Origin of the sequence: Actinobacillus porcitonsillarum (assembly GCF_003101015.1) — a bacterium.
GTDB lineage: Bacteria > Pseudomonadota > Gammaproteobacteria > Enterobacterales > Pasteurellaceae > Haemophilus_A > Haemophilus_A porcitonsillarum.
Genome location: NZ_CP029206.1, coordinates 337,307 through 357,379, shown reverse-complemented (window position 1 = coordinate 357,379; position 20,073 = coordinate 337,307). Strand labels below are relative to the sequence as shown.

General features: G+C 39.8%; 19 protein-coding genes. 13 read left to right on the top strand and 6 right to left on the bottom strand.

Annotation, left to right across the window (positions count from 1 at the left end):
* The first annotated feature begins 25 nt into the window (after positions 1 to 25).
* The 8 genes from fbpC (at position 26) to DDU33_RS01775 (ending at position 9,273) form a co-directional block, all read left to right on the top strand.
* On the top strand, positions 26 to 1,072 hold the full coding sequence (gene fbpC, locus DDU33_RS01810; RefSeq protein WP_108922798.1) for a ferric ABC transporter ATP-binding protein: 1,047 nt from the start codon (positions 26 to 28) through the stop codon (positions 1,070 to 1,072).
* Positions 1,073 to 1,200: 128 nt separating this feature from the next.
* The gene (gene rpoZ, locus DDU33_RS01805; protein WP_005820700.1) at positions 1,201 to 1,482 is read left to right on the top strand and encodes a DNA-directed RNA polymerase subunit omega; all 282 of its coding nucleotides are present in this window, start codon (positions 1,201 to 1,203) and stop codon (positions 1,480 to 1,482) included.
* Between the two features lie 110 nt (positions 1,483 to 1,592).
* Entirely contained in the window at positions 1,593 to 3,299 is a 1,707-nt protein-coding gene (locus tag DDU33_RS01800; RefSeq protein ID WP_108922796.1) for a RelA/SpoT family protein, read from the top strand.
* A 128-nt stretch (positions 3,300 to 3,427) separates the two neighbouring features.
* A complete protein-coding gene (gene menB / locus DDU33_RS01795) occupies positions 3,428 to 4,285 on the top strand; it encodes a 1,4-dihydroxy-2-naphthoyl-CoA synthase (RefSeq protein ID WP_005822501.1) in 858 nt (285 codons plus the stop codon).
* A 75-nt stretch (positions 4,286 to 4,360) separates the two neighbouring features.
* The gene (mrcB, locus tag DDU33_RS01790; protein WP_108922794.1) at positions 4,361 to 6,766 is read left to right on the top strand and encodes a penicillin-binding protein 1B; all 2,406 of its coding nucleotides are present in this window, start codon (positions 4,361 to 4,363) and stop codon (positions 6,764 to 6,766) included.
* A gap of 223 nt (positions 6,767 to 6,989) precedes the next feature.
* Positions 6,990 to 7,790, top strand: coding sequence for a D-hexose-6-phosphate mutarotase (locus DDU33_RS01785; RefSeq protein ID WP_108922792.1), 801 nt, complete (start codon positions 6,990 to 6,992; stop codon positions 7,788 to 7,790).
* Positions 7,791 to 7,948: 158 nt separating this feature from the next.
* On the top strand, positions 7,949 to 8,737 hold the full coding sequence (locus tag DDU33_RS01780; protein WP_005820712.1) for a TatD family hydrolase: 789 nt from the start codon (positions 7,949 to 7,951) through the stop codon (positions 8,735 to 8,737).
* A gap of 11 nt (positions 8,738 to 8,748) precedes the next feature.
* Positions 8,749 to 9,273, top strand: coding sequence for a DUF1523 family protein (locus tag DDU33_RS01775; protein WP_108922790.1), 525 nt, complete (start codon positions 8,749 to 8,751; stop codon positions 9,271 to 9,273).
* Positions 9,274 to 9,328: 55 nt separating this feature from the next.
* On the opposite strand, the gene DDU33_RS01770 is transcribed toward DDU33_RS01775, so the two are convergent.
* Complete coding sequence (locus DDU33_RS01770) at positions 9,329 to 10,486, bottom strand: XylR family transcriptional regulator (protein WP_108922788.1); 1,158 nt, start codon at positions 10,484 to 10,486, stop codon at positions 9,329 to 9,331.
* Between the two features lie 113 nt (positions 10,487 to 10,599).
* Positions 10,600 to 12,042, bottom strand: coding sequence for a D-xylose transporter XylE (gene xylE / locus DDU33_RS01765; protein WP_108922786.1), 1,443 nt, complete (start codon positions 12,040 to 12,042; stop codon positions 10,600 to 10,602).
* Between the two features lie 234 nt (positions 12,043 to 12,276).
* Here xylE and xylA point away from each other — a divergent pair, with 234 nt between their 5' ends.
* From xylA to DDU33_RS01740, 5 genes are all read left to right on the top strand, one after another.
* Entirely contained in the window at positions 12,277 to 13,596 is a 1,320-nt protein-coding gene (xylA, locus tag DDU33_RS01760) for a xylose isomerase (RefSeq protein ID WP_108922784.1), read from the top strand.
* Between the two features lie 72 nt (positions 13,597 to 13,668).
* A complete protein-coding gene (gene xylB / locus DDU33_RS01755; protein WP_108922782.1) occupies positions 13,669 to 15,114 on the top strand; it encodes a xylulokinase in 1,446 nt (481 codons plus the stop codon).
* Positions 15,115 to 15,231: 117 nt separating this feature from the next.
* A complete protein-coding gene (gene lpxH / locus DDU33_RS01750) occupies positions 15,232 to 15,930 on the top strand; it encodes a UDP-2,3-diacylglucosamine diphosphatase (protein ID WP_108922780.1) in 699 nt (232 codons plus the stop codon).
* Entirely contained in the window at positions 15,927 to 16,718 is a 792-nt protein-coding gene (locus tag DDU33_RS01745; protein WP_108922778.1) for a glycosyltransferase family 2 protein, read from the top strand. The genes lpxH and DDU33_RS01745 overlap by 4 nt, the downstream gene beginning before the upstream one ends.
* Position 16,719: 1 nt before the next feature.
* Positions 16,720 to 17,097 (top strand): YbaN family protein, encoded by a 378-nt coding sequence (locus DDU33_RS01740; protein WP_108922776.1) that lies wholly within the window; start codon positions 16,720 to 16,722, stop codon positions 17,095 to 17,097.
* Between the two features lie 13 nt (positions 17,098 to 17,110).
* Here the strand turns inward: DDU33_RS01740 and cysE are convergent, their stop codons facing one another.
* From cysE to DDU33_RS01720, 4 genes are all read right to left on the bottom strand, one after another.
* Positions 17,111 to 17,926 (bottom strand): serine O-acetyltransferase, encoded by an 816-nt coding sequence (gene cysE / locus DDU33_RS01735; protein ID WP_108922773.1) that lies wholly within the window; start codon positions 17,924 to 17,926, stop codon positions 17,111 to 17,113.
* A gap of 5 nt (positions 17,927 to 17,931) precedes the next feature.
* Positions 17,932 to 18,942, bottom strand: a complete 1,011-nt coding sequence (gpsA, locus tag DDU33_RS01730) for an NAD(P)H-dependent glycerol-3-phosphate dehydrogenase (RefSeq protein WP_005820424.1) — start codon at positions 18,940 to 18,942, stop codon at positions 17,932 to 17,934.
* Between the two features lie 103 nt (positions 18,943 to 19,045).
* Positions 19,046 to 19,537 (bottom strand): protein-export chaperone SecB, encoded by a 492-nt coding sequence (gene secB / locus DDU33_RS01725; RefSeq protein WP_005820422.1) that lies wholly within the window; start codon positions 19,535 to 19,537, stop codon positions 19,046 to 19,048.
* A 9-nt stretch (positions 19,538 to 19,546) separates the two neighbouring features.
* On the bottom strand, positions 19,547 to 19,993 hold the full coding sequence (locus tag DDU33_RS01720; RefSeq protein ID WP_108922771.1) for a rhodanese-like domain-containing protein: 447 nt from the start codon (positions 19,991 to 19,993) through the stop codon (positions 19,547 to 19,549).
* Between the last annotated feature and the right edge of the window lie 80 nt (positions 19,994 to 20,073).

The following is a 20,073-nucleotide window of genomic DNA, read 5'->3' as shown; positions in this document are numbered from 1 at the left end:
AATAACAATATTGATAGGTAATTATATGAGCAACAATTTCTTAGTATTAAAAAACATTACAAAATCTTTCGGTAAAACGGTAGTTATTGATAACTTAGATTTAACGATTAAACGTGGCACAATGGTCACTTTATTAGGTCCATCTGGTTGTGGAAAAACGACAATATTACGTCTTGTTGCAGGGCTGGAAAGCCCGACAGAAGGTCAAATATTTATTGATGGACAAGATGTAACAAAATCTTCTATTCAAAATCGAGATATATGTATTGTGTTTCAGTCCTACGCACTCTTTCCGCATATGTCTATTGGCGATAACGTAGGTTATGGACTAAAAATGCAAGGCGTAAAAGGACCGGAGCTTCAGCAGAGAGTGAAAGAAGCATTAGAGCTGGTTGATTTAGCTGGGTTTGAAGATCGTTATGTCGATCAAATTTCAGGGGGACAGCAACAACGTGTTGCATTAGCTCGAGCATTGGTGCTTAAACCTAAGGTATTACTTTTTGATGAGCCATTAAGTAATTTAGATGCGAATTTACGACGAGCAATGCGAGAAAAAATCCGAGAATTACAACAAAGCTTAGGTATTACCTCTCTCTATGTTACCCATGATCAAACAGAAGCGTTTGCTGTATCCGATGAAGTTATTGTGATGCATAAAGGTAAAATTATGCAAAAAGCACCAGCTAAAGAATTATATCTCCGACCAAATTCTCTCTTTTTGGCGAATTTCATGGGAGAAAGTAGTATTTTTGAAGGAGAGCTCAAACATGGGGTGGTTTCTGTTCAAGGCTATCAGTTTGCCTTACCAAATAGTGAACAATTCGGCTTAAATGATGGAAAATGTTTAGTCGGTATTAGACCTGAAGCGATTAGTTTACAAACACATGGCGAAAAAGCACAGTATTGTAAAATAAAAAATGCAGTTTATATGGGAAATCATTGGGAAATTATCGCTGAATGGGGAAGTAAAGAATTACTCATCAATGCAAATCCCGAACATTTTAATACGCATATTACTGAAGCCTATATTCATTTCTCTGGGCATGGGGTTTTCTTGCTGAAAAATGAGTAAATAGCAAATGATGTAAAAATATTTTACCAAACAGATCCTTTGCTTTTCATTGTCAGAATGTGGGAATTTTTGTATAATCTCCGATCTTTTAGAAGAATGAATTTTGCAAAATCCTTTGGAGTAATAAAATGGCTCGTGTAACCGTTCAAGCTGCCGCAGAAAAAATCGGCAACCGTTTTGATTTAATTTTAACTGCAGCACGTCGTGCAAGACAAATCCAACTTCACACTCGTGAACCGTTAGTGCCGGAAGAAGGCGATAAACCGACAGTGATTGCATTACGTGAGATCGAAGAAGGTTTAATCAACAGCGAGATTATGGATCAATTTGATAATCACCAAGCGGCTCAACAAGATATTGCAGAAAAAGAAGCCATTTCTTTCTTAGCAGACGTTCAAGCTAAAGCTTAATTTATTATCTTTTAAATGGATAATGGACAATTTAAAAGCAAGCGGTTACATTAACCGAAAATATTGCAAATTGTTCGTTATCCGTTTTTTTATCTTTTGTGGGGTGTAGCGTGTATCTTTTTGAACCTTTAGATCGCATTATTCAAACTTACTTACCGGCAGATAAAATAGAGTTAGTCAAACGTGCTTTTGTCATCGCACGAGATGCTCACGAAGGGCAAACCCGCTCAAGTGGCGAACCCTATATTACGCATCCGGTGGCGGTTGCCGGCATCATTGCAGAGATGAAGCTTGATCATGAAGCTGTTATGGCGGCATTATTGCACGATGTTATTGAAGACACCCCCTATACAGAAGAACAGCTTGCTGCTGAATTTGGTTCAAATGTGGCAGAAATTGTGCAAGGTGTTTCTAAGTTAGATAAATTAAAATTCCGTACTCGCCAAGAAGCTCAGGTGGAAAATTTCCGCAAAATGATTTTGGCGATGACCAAAGATATTCGTGTCGTTTTAATCAAATTAGCCGACCGTACTCACAATATGCGTACACTTGGTGCTTTACGCCCGGATAAACGAATGCGAATTGCGAAAGAAACGCTTGAGATTTATAGCCCTCTTGCGCACCGTTTGGGGATTACCCACCTTAAAAATGAATTAGAAGATCTTTGTTTTAAAGCGATGTATCCGCATCGTTATAACGTGCTTCGTATGGCAATTGATATGGCGCGAGGGACACGTCAGGATTTATTAGCGAAAATTTCTCACGAAATTGAAAGCCGTTTAATGGAGTTCGGTATTAAAGCCCGTATTTACGGTCGTGAGAAACATCTTTATTCTCTTTACCACAAATTACGTCAGCGTGATCAACGTTTCCGCTCCATTTTAGATATTTATGCGTTTTGCGTGGTGGTTGAAAATGTTGATAATTGCTATCGTGCGTTAGGACAAGTTCACGCTTTATATAAACCTCGTCCTTACCAAGTACGAGATTATATTGCGGTGCCGAAAACTAACGGCTATCAATCTCTTCACACGTCAATGATTGGACATAAAGGTTTACCGATTGAAGTGAAAATCCGTACAGAAGAGATGGATCAAATGGCGGAATTAGGCGTTGCGGCATTTTGGCGCTATACCGATGAACCACTTAAAGCAACCACTGTGCAACAAAAAGCACAAAAATGGCTACAAAGCATTATTGAGTTGCAACAAAGCGCTGGCAATTCCGAAGAATTTATCGAAAATGTCAAATCGGATCTTTTCTCAAATGATATTTATGTCTTTACACCGAAAGGACGCATTGTTGAGTTACCGGCTAAGGCAACACCGATTGATTTTGCCTATGCAGTTCACTCTGATATTGGTGATCGTTGTGTGGGGGCGATTGTGGATAGACAACCTTACCCGATTTCACAACCGTTACAATCAGGGCAAACCATTGAAATTTTAACAGAAGAAGGGAAACGCCCAAGCCCTTCTTGGCTCAGCTTTGTTGTGAGCGCAAAAGCCCGTTCTAAAATCAAACAGGCACTAAAACATCTTGAAAGTCTTGATGAAATTTTGGTGGAAGAAGAAAAACCGGAAAATCAAGATGTCGATATTGAGCTTGAAATTAAGAACCAACCGGGTGTTTTAGCAAGTCTGACGAATACCATTGCCGCCTTAAATAGCAACATTGGTGCGGTTCATAGCCAGCCAAAAGAGAATGGAAATTACCAAGTCAAATTGCAAATTTCAGTGACGGACAATGCACACCTTTATGTTGTTATTCAGCGTTTAATGAAACTGAATGGTGTTGTGAAGGTTATTAAAAATTAGCCAAATCATCGTAATAAGCGGTCAAGTTTGTAAAATATTTTGCAAATTTGACCGCTTTTTCTTCTCATCAAACTGAATTCGGCTATAATTGATCGAATTTTTTATTTTTGATTAGAAAGGAACAAAAAATGCAAAATCCAAAAGATGATGTTCTTTATGCCCCTGTTGAATGGGTGGATCATAGCGAAGGTTATACTGATATTCTTTATCACAAATCGACAGATGGTATCGCAAAAATTACCATTAATCGTCCTGAAGTGCGTAATGCATTCCGTCCGCAAACAGTAAAAGAGATGATTCAAGCTTTCTCTGATGCACGTTTTGACGAAAAAATCGGTGTGATTGTTTTAACAGGTCAAGGTGAAAAAGCATTTTGTTCTGGCGGCGATCAAAAAGTACGTGGCGACTACGGCGGTTATAAAGACGATAGTGGCGTACATCACTTAAACGTATTGGATTTCCAACGTGATATTCGTAGCTGTCCGAAGCCTGTGGTGGCAATGGTGGCGGGTTATGCGATTGGTGGCGGTCACGTTTTACATATGCTTTGTGACTTAACCATCGCCGCAGAAAATGCGATTTTCGGTCAAACAGGCCCGAAAGTGGGTTCATTCGATGGCGGTTGGGGTGCAAGTTATATGGCGCGTATCGTTGGGCAGAAAAAAGCGCGTGAAATTTGGTTTTTATGCCGTCAATATGATGCGAAAGAAGCCTTAGAGATGGGCTTGGTAAATACCGTTGTGCCTTATGCAGATTTGGAAAAAGAAACGGTGCGTTGGTGTCGTGAAATGCTACGCAACAGCCCGATTGCATTACGTTGCTTAAAAGCAGCGTTAAATGCGGACTGTGACGGACAAGCGGGTCTTCAAGAATTAGCAGGTAATGCAACGATGTTGTTCTACATGACAGAAGAAGGCCAAGAAGGTCGTAACGCATTTAACGAAAAACGCGCCCCAGACTTTAGTAAGTTTAAACGCAATCCATAATCCATACGAAGCAAGCGGTGATATTTCGTAAATCTTTTGCAAAATCTCACCGCTTTTACTTTTTGGTTTGAAATCATGTCAAATCCTGAATTGGAACAACAAGAAAAAGCGCCTGAAAAAAGATCGATATTTTCGAGCTTTATGGCGACAGGTTTAAAAGTGGGGCTGGTTTGTGCCAGCTTTATGGCATTTTACGCCATTTATCTAGACGGTAAGATACGGACGAAAATGGACGGGCAAGTGTGGCAACTGCCTGCGGAGGTTTATGCACGTATTGAAAGTATCCGGATTGAAGATAACCTAACGCTAGAACAAACAAAAACCGCACTATTAGATAACGGCTATCGTCAAGTTTCTCAAATCGCAACGCCGGGCGACTTCAAAATCGAAGAAAATAATATTGTGATGTTACGCCGAGCTTTCCCGTTTCCTGAAACGCCGGAAGCACAGCGAGTATTAAGACTTCGCTTTCAAAATGATCGTTTAACGTATATAGAAGATCTTGTGCAACAAAAGTTGGTGGAAGAATTCCGTTTGGATCCTAAACTGATTGCAATGATCCATTCTGAAAGTGATGAAGAACGCCAAGCGCTTCGTTTACAGCAATATCCTTATTTTTTGATTCAAGCGTTACTTTTAACGGAAGATAAACGTTTTTATCAGCATGATGGTATCAGCCCAATGGGGATTGCACGTGCTTTGGTGGCAAACTACCAAGCCGGTAGAACAGTGCAAGGGGCGAGTACTTTAACCCAACAATTGGTTAAGAACCTCTTTTTAAGCAGTGAAAAATCATTAAGCCGAAAAGTGAATGAAGCGTTAATGTCGCTAATTTTAGATGCACGTTACGATAAAAATAAAATTTTAGAGACTTACCTCAATGAAATTTATTTAGGTCAAAACGGAAGTTATCAAATTCACGGTTTTGCGCTTGCCAGCCAATTTTATTTTGGTCGTCCAATTCAAGAAATTACGCCTTCACAAATGGCGTTGTTAGTTGGAATGGTAAAAGGTCCTTCGTTGTATAACCCATGGCGACACCCACAGGCAGCGATTGAGCGCCGTAATGTGGTGCTAAAATTACTCCAAGAAAATAATGCGATTACGCAAAGCGATTATGAATTTTTAATTAAGCAACCGCTTGGGGTTAAAGAAAAAGGCACAATTTATCGCCAACAGCCTGCCTTTATGCAAGCCTTAAATTTAGACCTTAAAAATGAGCTAGGTGAGAATCGTATTGCATTATTATCGGGGGCGAAGATTTTTACGACCTTAGATCGTAAGCAGCAACGTTCCGCGGAACAAGCAGTCATTAACGGTTTAGAAGATTTAGAAAATAGTGATAAGAAAATCAAAGACTTACAATCGGCGATTGTTGTAGCGGAATATAAAACGGGGAAAGTGCGTGCTATTGTGGGCGACCGCTTAACACAGTTTGCCGGCTTTAACCGTGCGATTCAAACGAAGCGACAAATTGGTTCTTTAGTCAAACCATCCATTTATGCGATTGCGTTATCGAATCCAAAAAGCTTCCGTTTAAATACGCCAATTGATAATAAACCGATTACAATTTATACCAAAGGCTCAGCACCTTGGTCACCAAAAAACTACGATAAGCGTTTTAGTGGTTCTGTTATGTTGATGGATGCCTTAGTGCGCTCATTGAACATCCCAACGGTAAATATTGGTATGAAGTATGGTTTGAAAAAGGTCATTGAAAAACAAAAAGAAATGGGATGGGATAAAGTTGAAATCCCAGCGTACCCCGCAATGTTGCTCGGTTCATACTCTATTTCGCCTTATGATGTGACAAAATCTTACCAAGTACTGGCAAATAATGGCTTAAAAGTGCCTTTAACCACGATTGAATCCATTACAGGGCATGATGGTAAACCACTTTATCAACGTAACCTTGACGCCGTAAGCGAACGAGTATTACCTGAAGAAGCGACCATTCAAACGTTGTATGCAATGCAACAAGTGGTTGAGCGAGGAACAGCACGTAGCTTACAAAATGAGTTTGCTCATTTACGTCTTGCCGGTAAAACGGGTACGACTAATAATGCACGTGATACATGGTTTGCGGGTATTGACGGCGAAAATGTAACTACTGTGTGGTTAGGGAAGGATAACAACTCCGATACTTATTTAACCGGTTCAAGTGGGGCATTGTATGTTTATAAAGAGTACTTAAAACGTGCATCGCCGACAAAATTCAGCCTGCCAAAATCGAAAAATATTCAATGGGTGGGGATCAATAGTTATGGCAGTATTAACTGCGATAACAGCCGCCAAATCCCAATGTGGCGAGATCGAGGACAGCGTTATTGCACTTCCGCAGGTGCTGTTATTGAGGCTGAAAAACCAACAGTATTGGAAGCACTTTCTTTAAGTAAACCTCAAACCGAAAATACTAAAGCCGAGGTGCCGGAAGAACAACAAGCTGTTCCGACAGAAGAGATTGCACCAACTGCAGAGTAATATGATGTAAACCCGCTTTTATCTTAATGAAAAAGCGGGTTTATTTTAAAATTTTGACACACTTCACAGATTCAGCTTTCGATCATAGAAGCTCATTTTTTTCCATGTTAGCATAATACCTAGCTAAATTTGCTTTTAAAACAGCCCTATTATGTTGCATTCGTGTGATGAATAAAGCAACGCGCATGAATAATAAATTCTAATTATTTAAAGGAGAAATTTTATGAAAACATTAACCCTACCACCAACATGCCAATTCGTGAATTATAACGATATTCCTGTTCTTGAAATTAAGCATGCTTTAATGAGTGCAAAAATTTCGCTACAAGGCGCTCAATTATTAAGCTGGAAGCCAGCTCATGCTAATCAAGATGTATTCTGGTTAAGTGAGGTTGAACCTTTTAGCCTTGGTCAGGCGATTCGAGGTGGTGTGCCGATTTGCTATCCTTGGTTTGGAGCAGCCAAACAGCCGGCTCATGGTACTGCTCGCAATCGCTTATGGGAACTTACCGATTATGTAGAGCAAGAAGAGAATGTTAAACTTACATTTTCTTTGTTTGATGAAAACAAAAACCTAGAAGCTAAAATGGAGATGGCGTTGGGCGAAACCTGTGAACTGTGCTTTACCCATCTTGGTAAAGAGCCTGCTCAAGCAGCATTACATAGTTATTTCTATGTTCAAGATATTGAAAAGACCGAACTTTTTGGTTTACCTAATACAGTCTTTAATGCCTTAACGAAACGGCAACAAGCGGTTGATTCTCCAAGAAAAATTGCAGAGTTAGTCGATGAAATTTACCTTGCACAAGGCGATAGCTATATTGAAGATATCGGATATCAGCGACAAATTGAGGTTGCGCACCAACATGCGAGCGAAATTGTTGTTTGGAACCCGTGGCATAAAGCAATGAGCGGAATGAACGAGCAGGGTTACCGAACTATGGTTTGTGTTGAAACTGCACGCCTTAGCCAATTATTACAGCCAAATGAGCAAATTGGTGTTGTTATTCGAGTGAGAAAATAAAATTGGCGTACGTTATTCATTCTAACGGTTAGTATAGATGAGAAAAATGTGGTTGCTTAACCGCATTTTTTATTTGCAAGCGGTCACATTTTCTTAAGTTTTTACTAAGGAATTTGCGGTATAATGCCAAACCAATTTAGTGAGATTAGGAAAGCATTTTGAACGATTTATTTATTATTGACTCCCACTGTCACTTAGATGCATTAGACTATGAAACGCGTCATAAAAATGTGGACGAAGTCATTGAAAACGCCAAAAAACGGGGCGTACAGCATATTCTTTCTGTGTGTACCACATTAGGGCGATTTGAAGCCATGAAGCAATTAACCGCTCATCGTAATGATGTGTCGTTAAGTTGTGGCGTACACCCATTGAATGTGGAAGAGGAACCGTTTGACTACGAAAAATTATGGCAATATGCACAAGATCCAAAAGTGGTGGCGATTGGTGAAACGGGATTAGATTATCACTACACGCCTGAAACAAAAGCCCTGCAACAGCAGCTATTTGCTCAACAAATTGAAGTAGCAAATAAAGTGAATAAACCTCTTATTATTCACACCCGCTCAGCGCGTCAAGATACAATGGATATGCTAGAGCAACACGGCGCAGAAAAATGTGGCGGCGTATTGCACTGTTTTACCGAAGATTATGCCATGGCAAAACGGGCATTAGATATTGGTTTTTATATCTCGATTTCTGGGATCATTACCTTCCGTAATGCAGAAGAATTGCGAGATGTAGCGAGAAAAATACCGCTTGATCGTTTATTGATTGAAACGGATTCGCCTTATTTGGCACCGATTCCTTATCGAGGAAAACCAAATCAACCGGCTTATGTGCGTGAAACTTGTGAATATGTTGCGACCCTCAAAGGGGTTTCAACGGAAGAATTTGCTCGCATTACCACGCAAAATGTGCAAAACTTATTCAAAATTAACTTATAAGGACATTTACTATGCAAGCTATCCTTAAATATTTTCTGATTTTAGTGTCGCTTTCTTTCTTCATCGTCTTAGGTGGCGCGGTTAATTACGCTATGCCAAGTTATGAAGATACGGTTGTTACCGGTATGGAAGTTCGCCGTATGGATAAAGACGGCGTTATCAGCAAATCCAATCCGGCAGATGGCGAAGTTCGTGATGTTTATTTCCTTTTTACAGAAAACCCTGAAACGAAAAAAATCATGGTTTACCGTAATGAAGATACCGGCTGGGGCTTACCGCCTTATTTCAAATTTGGTTCAGCGGATATTCAAGCCAAAGCGCAAGCCTATGCTAATGAGCACCAACGTGTGCAAATTAAATACTACGGTTGGCGGATTAACTGGTTAAATGAGTTTAGAAACATTGTTTCAATTAAGCCGCTGCAAGCCGATGAAACGGTTTCTCGCCCGATTGTAAGCTATGTGCTTTATGCGGTAATCGCATTACTCTTTTTCCTTTCTGTTCAACTGATTCGTGGTATTTTCCGCAAAGAATAAGTTGCTTTATCTATTAGCCCGCTTTGATAAGTGGGCTAATTTGTTGATATAACGACTATTTTTCTCTGAATGTTCTAGGAGTCTGCTGTAGCTCTTTTTTCATTACCGCGTAGAAATACTGTAACGAAGGGTAACCGCAAATATTAGCAATTTCTTGAATTGGAATATCAGTAAAACGCAGCATATATTTTGCTTTTTCTAATTTCTCCTCATGAATGACTTGATGGATAGTTTTATTCATTTCTCCTTTAAAACGCTGCTCTAAATTGGAGCGTGAAATGCGTAGATGATCTAACACTTGTTCTGTTTTTATTCCTTGTGTAGCACGATGTCGAATAAAGTGCATAGCTTGGATAACAAGAGGATCTTGTAAAGAACGATAGTCCGTAGAACGTCGCTCTTCAACCTTAACAGGTGGAATAAGAATAGGCTTTTGTGGTACGGCTTTTCCAATCAATTTTTGATGTAATAGCTTGGCTGCTTGGTATCCGATTTGTTTGGTTCCTTGAACTACGGAAGAAAGGGATACGCGAGATAAATATTGGATCAGCTCTTCATTATCAATACCAATAATGCAGAGTTCGTCAGGTACAGCAATTCTTAAATATTCACAGGCTTGGAGTAAATGTCTAGCTCTTGCATCTGTTACAGCAATAATCCCTGTATGAATAGGTAATGTTTTTAACCAAGCACAAAGTTTTTCTTGTGAAGCACCCCAATTTTGTGAGTGAATTTGATCGCCTAAATAAAATTTGGGTTCGTGTTCATACTTTTCCATTAATTGGATAAAGGCATTCAAACGTTCCACAGACCAATGTTTGTTATGTTCAGTAGGATAACCATAAAAGGCAAACTGGTTGATACCTTTTTGTTTTAAGTGTAAAAAAGCACTTTCAATTAATGCGGTATTATCTGTGGCAATATAGGGAACATTCGGGTAATAATCAGGATTTTGGTAAGAACTGCCTACGGCAATGATGGGAACTTCGATATTTTTTAATAACTCAACGGTTTCTAAATCGTCATAATCGGCAATAATGCCGTCAATAGATAAATGTTGAATGGTATCTTTATGATAGATAAATTCATCTTCCATAAAAATATCCCAAGTACATTGTGAGGCTTGGATATATTGCCCAATGCCTTCAATTACACCGCGATCGTAAATCTTATTTGCGTTAAATAGCAAAGCGACTTTAAATCTTTGTTCCATGTGTTTCTCCTTCTTTTAGCTTACTATAAAAGAAATGGAGAAAGAGAGAAATAACAAGTGGTCAAATAGTTACAAAATTTTGCAAAAATGTGACCGCTTGTTATTTAAGATGGCTAATTTTTATTCCAAAGTAATTCTAATTCTTCTAATGTTTTTCCTTTTGTTTCAGGTACAAATTTCCACATAAATAATGCTGCTAGCACACTCATTACACCATAAACCCAATATGCAAAACCATGGTTAAAATGTTCTACTAAGTAAGAGCTTTTATCCATCATAGGGAATGTCCATGACACCAGATAGTTGGCAATCCATTGTGTTGCGACAGCAATGGCTAGTGCTTGGCTTCGGATAGCATTCGGGAAAATTTCAGCGAGTAATACCCAACATACCGGTCCCCAAGATACCGCAAAGGATGCAACATAAAATAGCATACCAGTGAGAGCGATACCCCCAGAAAGGTTGGCATAGAATGCGGTACCTAATACAAACATACCAATAGCCATACCTAATGCACCAATAATTTGTAATGGTTTACGACCATATTTATCCACTGTAAAAATAGCTATTAAGGTACACGAAAGGTTTATTGCACCCATTAGAATGGTTTGGAGTAAAGCACTATTAGTACTTGAGCCGAGTGATTTAAAAATTTCAGGTGCATAATAAAGCGCAACATTAATACCTACGAATTGTTGGAATACGGAGAGTAAGATACCAATTATGATAATGCTAATACCGAATGAAAGTAATGGCACTCCTTTAACTACTCTATGTTCTAAAGATGTTACAATATTCTGTAATTCTTTTTTACCTGATTGTTCGCCTAATAGTTTTAATAGCGTAATTTCGGCTTGAGAGAATTTATTTTGTAGTACTAACCAACGAGGGCTTTCCGGTACAAAAAATAGAAGGACTAAAAATAAACCAGCAGGAACTACTTCTGATAAGAACATATAACGCCAACCGACAGTATCTAGCCATGTATTGTCTCCACTTAAGGCAATAAAATAGTTCACAAAATAAACTATTAGTTGTCCAGCAATGATGGCAAATTGGTTAAAAGAAACCATTTTTCCTCGTATATGAGCTGGTGCAATCTCAGCTATATACATAGGAGAAACCATGGATGCAATACCTACACCGATACCTCCAACAATTCGGTAAATGACAAATTCCGTGAGGAAATTACTTAAATAGGTAGGAATATCTGTCTCATCAATATCTCGTAAACCGAATTCAGGATATGCTGAGCCCAACGCAGAGATTAGAAAGAGAATTGCAGCAATTAGCAATGCTTTTTTTCGTCCAAATTTACTACTAAGATAACCTCCGCAAGCTCCACCAATGATACATCCAATTAATGCACTGGCAACACAAAAACCTAATAATGAATTTGCGGATATTTCTGGTAGCCCTTTGGGTTGAATAAACACGGTATCTAACGAAGCAACAGTACCTGATATTACTGCAGTATCATAACCAAATAATAAGCCACCTAAAGTTGCTATTAAGGTTATACTCATAACATAAATATTTATTTTCGGTGCAGACATTATTAATCTCCTTAAATAGATTTTGTAATCATGCATTTATGTATTTTTCATACCATTTCTTTTCTATCAATTTCTAAAAATGTTTTTTTATATTATGTTTTTTCACTTTTGTGACTAATATCACATTAACCAATAATCGAAATTAAAAAACGAAATAACGTAATTGAATGGCTTTTTGATTTCTCGCATTATGCTTTCGACCTCAATATTTCCAATATTCATAGGAGAAAGTATATGTCTAACTATTTCGACAAAATTGAGAAAGTACAATATGAAGGTGCAAGCTCAACAAATCCATTTGCCTTTAAGCATTATAATCCTAATGAAGTGATTTTAGGAAAGACAATGGCGGAACATTTACGTTTGGCAGTGTGCTATTGGCATACATTTTGTTGGACGGGAAATGATATGTTTGGTGTGGGTTCCCTTGATCGTAGTTGGCAAAAAACAGGGGATTTATTAACGGGAGCAAAACAAAAAGCAGAAATTGCCTTTGAATTTTTTACCAAATTAGGTGTGCCTTATTACTGTTTCCACGACGTTGATGTTGCCCCTGAAGGTAATTCATTTAAAGAATATCAACAGAATTTTCATACCATTGTCGATCTTTTAGAGCAAAAACAAGCAGAAACAGGGGTAAAACTCCTATGGGGAACGGCAAACTGCTTTACAAATCCACGTTATATGTCAGGGGCTTCAACCAATCCAAATCCTGAGGTTTTTGCTTGGGCTGCGGCACAAGTATTTACAGCAATGAACGCAACTAAACGTTTAGGCGGTGAAAATTATGTATTATGGGGTGGCCGTGAAGGGTATGAAACCTTACTGAATACAGATCTAAAACGTGAGCGTGAACAAATTGGTCGTTTTATGCAAATGGTTGTAGAACATAAACATAAAATTGGCTTTAAAGGGACGTTATTGATCGAACCAAAACCACAAGAACCAACTAAACATCAATATGATTATGATGTGGCAACTGTTTATGGTTTCCTCAAACAATTTGGTTTAGAAAATGAGATCAAAATGAATATTGAGGCAAACCACGCAACCCTTGCAGGCCATACTTTCCAACACGAGATTGCAACCGCAACAGCATTAGGCATTTTCGGCTCAATTGATGCGAACCGTGGCGATCCACAATTAGGTTGGGATACCGATCAATTCCCAAACAGTGTGGAAGAAAATACCCTTGTGATGTATGAAATTTTGAAAGCAGGTGGATTTACCACAGGTGGCTTTAACTTCGATGCTAAAATTCGTCGTCAAAGTACCGATCCTTATGATTTATTCCACGCTCATATTGGTGCAATGGATGTGTTGGCGCTTTCACTTAAACGCGCAGCTAAAATGATTGAAGATCAACAACTCCAAAATGTTGTTGATACACGTTATGCAGGTTGGAAGGGGGAATTAGGTCAGCAGATTTTAACAGGTAAAGCGAGCCTCGCAGATCTTGCAAAAGTTGTTGAAAGCCAAAACTTAGATCCGAAACCGATTTCAGGTCAGCAAGAATATCTAGAAAATTTAGTGAATAGCTATATCTATCGTTAATGTTACAAGCGGTCGTTTTTTGCAAAAAATTTGCAATTTCCGACCGCTTGTATTCTCTTTCAAGGAGTTCGTATGTATATCGGAATCGACTTAGGCACATCAGGCGTAAAAGCTATTTTATTAGATGAAAATCAACGTCTTATCGCAACGGCTAGCCGCGCACTACCTATCTCTCGCCCACAGCCACTTTGGTCAGAACAGAACCCACAGGATTGGTGGAATGCAACCAATCAAGCGATGCAAGAACTTGCCAGCCAATATGATTTACGAGCAGTCAAAGCGATTGGTTTAACAGGGCAAATGCACGGCGCAACTTTGCTAGATAAGGCGGATAATGTGCTTTCACCCGCTATTTTATGGAACGATGGTCGCAGTTTTGCTGAGTGTGCTGAGCTTGAACAGTTAGTCCCAAACAGCCGAGAAATCACAGGCAATCTAATGATGCCTGGTTTTACCGCACCTAAATTAAAGTGGGTAGATAAGCACCAACCTCAAATTGCAGAGCAAGTCGCCAAAGTACTATTACCAAAAGATTATCTGCGTTTATTGATGACAGGGGAATATGCCTCAGATATGTCAGATGCCTCAGGTACAATGTGGCTTGATGTGGCAAAAAGAGATTGGAACTTACCGCTACTGAATGCTTGTGGCTTAGATCTCAACAATATGCCAAAACTATTTGAAGGTAATCAAATTACAGGCTATTTGCGTAAAGAGGTTGCACAGCAATGGCAAATGAACTCCGTGCCTGTGGTTGCAGGCGGTGGCGATAACGCGGCTGGGGCGATTGGTGTGGGGTTATATCAAAGTGGGCAAGCGATGTTGTCGCTAGGGACTTCTGGGGTTTATTTTGTGGTAACAGATAAATTTACCGCAAACCCACAAAAAGCAGTACATAGTTTCTGCCACGCTTTACCAAATTGTTGGCATTTAATGTCGGTGATTTTAAGCGCAGCATCTGCTGTTGATTGGGCGCAAAAAATAACGGGGATTAGTGATATTCCAACCTTGTTCCAACTAGCCGAAAAAAGTACGGTAAATTCTGATGTGATTTTTTTACCTTATCTATCAGGTGAGCGCACTCCACATAATGATCCTTATGCCAAAGGTGTTTTTTGGGGATTAACCCATAATGATAACCAAGCAACATTAGCCAAAGCCGTGATTGAAGGGGTAAGTTTTGCTTTAGCTGACAGCATTGATGTATTGCACGAAACTGGCGTACAAGCAAATCAAATCACCCTAATTGGTGGCGGAGCAAAAAGTGCTTATTGGCGACAACTGCTTGCAGATATTACGGGTAAAACATTCGAGTATCGCACTGGCGGTGATGTTGGACCTGCATTAGGTGCAGCAAAACTAGCCCAAATAGCGTTAAATCCAAAGCAGGATATTGCTCAGTTCTGCCAGCCTTTAGTGCTTGAGGCGGTGTATCAACCGAATATGCATCGTTATAATTATTACCAACAGAAACGGCAAAAATTTATAGAACTTTATCAACATATAAAAAATATTTAGATCCATTCCTTGAGAAACTCTACTTAAATAGAGTTTCTCTTATAGTTAGATTTTTATTTGCAACCCTACCTACTTTTCGCTAAATTAGAGTATTTCCATGATTAGCGAATAATACCTATGATTTATTTCATTTCCGATCTTCATCTTAATGAATCTCAACCTGAGATGACGCAGCTTTTTTTGCAATTTATGCAGCAAAAAGCACCGCTTGCAGAGGCGGTTTATATTTTGGGAGACTTATTTGATTTTTGGATTGGCGATGATGAACAATCTGCGTTGATTAGCAAGGTTAAGTCAGCCATTAAAACGCTTACCGCAAGCGGTGTGAAATGCTATTTTATTTGCGGAAATCGTGATTTTTTAATTGGTAAGCGGTTTGCGAATGAGACAGGTATGATATTGCTTCCGGATTATCATTGCATCGAACTCTATGGCAAAAGCACCTTACTTTGCCACGGCGATACTCTTTGTATTGATGATGTGAAATATCAACAATTTCGGCAAAAAGTGCATCAAAAATGGCGTCAATGGTTATTTTTACGCTTGCCATTATCATTAAGATTAAAAATTGCCCAGAAAATCCGAATGAAAAGCCAGCTTGATAAGCAGACTAAATCCAACACGATTATGGATGTTAATGCTGCATTTACGACCAATATGGTAAAAAAATTTAATGCCACACAACTGATTCATGGGCATACCCACCGACAAGCGGTGCATTTTGAACCTGATTTTACAAGAATTGTGCTAGGCGATTGGAAAGCAGATTATGCTTCTATTCTGAAAGTGGATAAGCAAGGGGCGGAATTTATATGATTGATGTTGTTATTCCTTGTTATAACGCAGCTACGACATTACAGCGTGCTGTGCAGAGCGTATTAAATCAGCCTGAATTAGGTCTATTGTGGATTGTTGATGATGGCTCAACGGATCAGACTTTTGCGCTTGCAAAATCTTTTGAGGCGCAACTCCCTGATAAAATTCGGGTGGAGAAAATGCCGCAAAATGGTGGTGTTGCAAAATCCAGAAATTGGGGAGCTTTGCAAAGTGAGGCGGAGTTTATTGCATTTTTGGATGCGGATGATGCTTACGAAAATGGAGCATTACAAGTCGCCAAAGCGATTTTTGAGTTCCAACCTGAAACGGCTGTTGTTCGCTTAGAATTAAAACCGGTGGGGATTCCGGAGCGTTATGCTTCCCACGCTGACTTTGATTTCGCTTGGCAACATATGCGAATGACCTGTGGCGGCAACGTTGTTTTTCGCCGTGCTTTTTTCTTAGCCTGTGGCGGTTTTCCACAACATGCGCTGTTCCGAGAATTAGGCGGAGAAGATGGGGCATTGGGGATCGCTACCACAAAAGTGGCTAGAGTTGCTACCGCTTTTCAAGATGTTGGTGTCTTGCATTATTGCCGAGAAGGTATGCATGCGGAAAGGTTACTCGATGCGCTGTTATTTGGCACACAGCCAAAGGGTGTTACACCAGAAAAAATAGCGCAAGCTGAAGCAGTTACGGCACAGATTTGTCATCAGATTAACCAATTAAAAATAGGGTTGAACAGTGATGAGGTGGGTATTCGACCTGTCAAATTGCAATGGAGCTAGGATGCAGAAGTGGATTTATATGGGAATAGGTGGTTTGGCACTTGGCTTGGGGATTTTGGGGATCTTCTTGCCTGTTCTTCCAACCACGCCGTTTCTGTTACTGGCACTATTCTGCTTTAGCCGTAGTTCAGAAAGGTTACATCGGTGGTTTGTCGATAGCCTGTTTTATCAAAAGTATTTAAAGGAATTTGATGAAAAACGAGCGATGACCATGAGACAAAAATTCACAATTTTAGCCATTGCTTTTCCATTTTGTCTTTTTGCTTTCTTAACGACAAATAGCATTTGGGCAAGGGGTGCGTTAATTCTTCTCGTTTTATTTCAGTATTGGTATTTCTTCTTTCGTATTAGAACGATTAAAACACGCCAAGCCTCATAACTTGGCGGTTATGCTAAATCCCTTCTCCGTAGGTGCCTTCGATATCCTCAAAGTATTGGTTCATATCAAATGCCGGTTTTTGTTCTGACGATTTACTGATAATACGAGCCGGAACCCCTGCGGCTGTTGCATGATCAGGAACGGGTTGTAATACGACAGAGTTTGCCCCAATTTTGGCATATTGACCGATTTCAATATTACCTAAAATTTTGGCACCCGCCCCAATCATTACCCCTTCTCGAATTTTAGGATGGCGATCACCGTGTTCTTTTCCTGTTCCCCCTAAGGTAACCCCTTGTAAGATGGACACATCATTTTCAATAACAGCCGTTTCGCCAACAACGATCCCCGTTGCGTGGTCGAACATAATGCCACAGCCGACACGGGCTGCCGGGTGAATATCGACATCAAATGCCACCGAGATCTCATTTTGTAAGTAAATCGCTAAGGCTTTACGTCCTTGTTGCCAAAGGTAATGGGTCACACGATAGCTTTGTAATGCATGGAAGCCTTTGAGGTAGAGAAGTGGCGTGGTCCATTTATCCACAGCAGGATCGCGTGTTCGTACCGCTTCAATATCGCTGGCGGCACTGTTAATAATTTGCGGATCGGCGAGATAGGCTTCTTCAATAATTTCTTTTAATGCGATGGCAGGCATAATTGCATTTGCTAATTTGTTTGCCAAAATATAGCTAAGAGAGCTGCCTAAATCGGTATGTTTTAAAATCGTTGCGTGGAAGAAGCTGGCTAGCATTGGCTCATTATCAACAAGCTCTTGAGCTTCTTTACGGATTTCTTGCCAAATCTGTTGTGCTTTTTCGTTTTTCATACGGCTCACTCTCCTTTACGTTCACGACCAAGTAGCTCTTTGGCAACATCTGTTGCACTTTTTCCTTCAAACAGCATTTGATAGATTTGTTCAACAATCGGCATCTCAACCCCTTGTTTTTGGGCTAACAAATAGGCTTCTTTGGTGTTGTAAAAGCCTTCTACCACTTGCCCGATTTCGGCAATGGCTTCTTCCGCTTTTCTGCCTTGCCCTAAGGCGAGCCCAAAACGTCTGTTACGTGATTGGTTATCGGTACATGTCAGCACTAAATCACCAAGTCCTGCCATGCCCATAAAGGTTTTAGGATCGGCTCCGAGAGAAAGTCCTAAGCGGCTAATTTCAGCTAAGCCACGGGTGATTAAAGCGGTGCGTGCGTTTGCACCAAATCCCATCCCATCTGAAATACCTGCACCTATCGCAATCACATTTTTAATTGCGCCGCCAAGCTGTACACCGATCATATCGGTGTTAAGATAGACACGGAATGCTTTAGAACAGTGAATGCGTTGCTGCATTTCATCCGCAAATTGAGGATCGTTTGAAGCTAAAGAAATCGCAGTCGGTAAGCCTTCTGCTAATTCTTTCGCAAAAGTCGGGCCGGAAAGCACAGCAAGCGGATGATTTTTACCTAAAATTTGCAAAGCAACGTCTTGAAGTAATCGCCCTGTATCTCGCTCTAACCCTTTTGTTGCCCACATAATACGGTGTTCCGGGCGAATAAAGGGCTTCATTGTTTTTAAAACATCAGCAAATACATGGCTTGGTACCACGATCAATAAATCCTTCGCTTTTGAAAGGGCTTGCGCGAGATCACTCTCGATTTCGAGTGCTTCAGGGAACGGAATATTTGGCAGAAAGGCTTTATTTTCCCGATCTTGAGCTAATACCTGCATCGCTTCGGCTTGATGACCCCATAAGTAAGTTTTGTGCCCATTACGTGATAACGCAATGGCGAGCGCCGTGCCGTAAGAACCTGCGCCTAAAATTGTAACAGGTGCCGAATACATTGATGTCATAGATATTCCTTTGCAAAAAATAAGATCAATTAGACCGCTTTATACCATAGTCAAAAATAAAAAAATAGGCATGCTTTCACATACCTATTTTTTCTGAGCGTAATTAGTTTACTGCTTGTTCAGCTTGTTCTGCTTCTTGACGAGCAAGATAATCCGCAAATAAAGCGTTGAAGTTTACCGGAGAAAGATTTAACGCTGGGAATGTGCCACGATTTACGAGGCTTGCGATTAACTCACGAGCGTAAGGGTAGAGGATTTCCGGACATTGTGCCGCAAGCATATGCGCTAATTGGATACCTTCTAAACCTTTAATGGTAAATACACCGGCTTGTTTAACTTCACAAATGAAGGCTGTATCACCGCTGTCTTCTAAGGTTGTAGAAACATTGATATGTAACACAACTTCATAAAGATCTTCGCCTAATTCACGTGTTTCAGTATCAAGTTCAAAACCTAATTGTGGCTTCCATTCTTGGTGGAAAATGTTAGGTAAGTTTGGTGCTTCGAAAGAAACATCTTTAACATAAATACGTTGAATTTGAAACTCAAAAGGTACTTCTGTTTCTTGAGTCGCAACTTGATTTTCTTCAGACATACGATTTCCTTATTTTTTTACAGTTGGAAGGTTTGCTGATCTCCAGCCTAAAAGCCCTTCTTTTAGCACATAAACTTTAGCAAAGCCAAGCTTGGTAAGTTGTTCTGCCGATGAGTTTGCATTAAAACCGTTGCCATCAACAACAATGACGGGTTGAGTTTTAAATTTCTCAATGGCATTGATTTTACCGCTTTTAATATCGCTTGGGTGGATGCTGTGGCTTTCAGCAATATGTCCATTTCTAAATTCTTCATCAGAACGAATATCTAAGAAAACGGCATTATCACGATTTACCAATTCAGTTGCTTGTGCGTTATTAACCACTTTAAATTTGCTGGTTAAGCCTTTGTACAGGCTAAACAGAACCGCAACAAAAACCGCAACCCACGCTGCCACAAGTACAGGGTGTGCTGAAATGAATTGTTGAAGTTGTTGAGTAAAAGTAAGTTGTTCCATAGCTAAATTCTCTAAGTCTTATCAAATAAAAATTGGTGTCATTGACCATTTATTTTTAAGGTGGGCATTTGCCCACCTTT

Excerpts from the sequence above, each read along its gene's own strand:
- fbpC (WP_108922798.1), top strand. The coding sequence starts at position 26 with ATGAGCAACAATTTCTTAGTATTAAAAAACATTACAAAATCTTTCGGT.
- rpoZ (WP_005820700.1), top strand. The coding sequence starts at position 1,201 with ATGGCTCGTGTAACCGTTCAAGCTGCCGCAGAAAAAATCGGCAACCGT.
- menB (WP_005822501.1), top strand. The coding sequence starts at position 3,428 with ATGCAAAATCCAAAAGATGATGTTCTTTATGCCCCTGTTGAATGGGTG.
- mrcB (WP_108922794.1), top strand. The coding sequence starts at position 4,361 with ATGTCAAATCCTGAATTGGAACAACAAGAAAAAGCGCCTGAAAAAAGA.
- DDU33_RS01785 (WP_108922792.1), top strand. The coding sequence starts at position 6,990 with ATGAAAACATTAACCCTACCACCAACATGCCAATTCGTGAATTATAAC.
- DDU33_RS01775 (WP_108922790.1), top strand. The coding sequence starts at position 8,749 with ATGCAAGCTATCCTTAAATATTTTCTGATTTTAGTGTCGCTTTCTTTC.
- DDU33_RS01770 (WP_108922788.1), bottom strand. The coding sequence starts at position 10,486 with ATGGAACAAAGATTTAAAGTCGCTTTGCTATTTAACGCAAATAAGATT.
- xylE (WP_108922786.1), bottom strand. The coding sequence starts at position 12,042 with ATGTCTGCACCGAAAATAAATATTTATGTTATGAGTATAACCTTAATA.
- xylA (WP_108922784.1), top strand. The coding sequence starts at position 12,277 with ATGTCTAACTATTTCGACAAAATTGAGAAAGTACAATATGAAGGTGCA.
- xylB (WP_108922782.1), top strand. The coding sequence starts at position 13,669 with ATGTATATCGGAATCGACTTAGGCACATCAGGCGTAAAAGCTATTTTA.
- lpxH (WP_108922780.1), top strand. The coding sequence starts at position 15,232 with ATGATTTATTTCATTTCCGATCTTCATCTTAATGAATCTCAACCTGAG.
- DDU33_RS01745 (WP_108922778.1), top strand. The coding sequence starts at position 15,927 with ATGATTGATGTTGTTATTCCTTGTTATAACGCAGCTACGACATTACAG.
- DDU33_RS01740 (WP_108922776.1), top strand. The coding sequence starts at position 16,720 with ATGCAGAAGTGGATTTATATGGGAATAGGTGGTTTGGCACTTGGCTTG.
- cysE (WP_108922773.1), bottom strand. The coding sequence starts at position 17,926 with ATGAAAAACGAAAAAGCACAACAGATTTGGCAAGAAATCCGTAAAGAA.
- gpsA (WP_005820424.1), bottom strand. The coding sequence starts at position 18,942 with ATGACATCAATGTATTCGGCACCTGTTACAATTTTAGGCGCAGGTTCT.
- secB (WP_005820422.1), bottom strand. The coding sequence starts at position 19,537 with ATGTCTGAAGAAAATCAAGTTGCGACTCAAGAAACAGAAGTACCTTTT.
- DDU33_RS01720 (WP_108922771.1), bottom strand. The coding sequence starts at position 19,993 with ATGGAACAACTTACTTTTACTCAACAACTTCAACAATTCATTTCAGCA.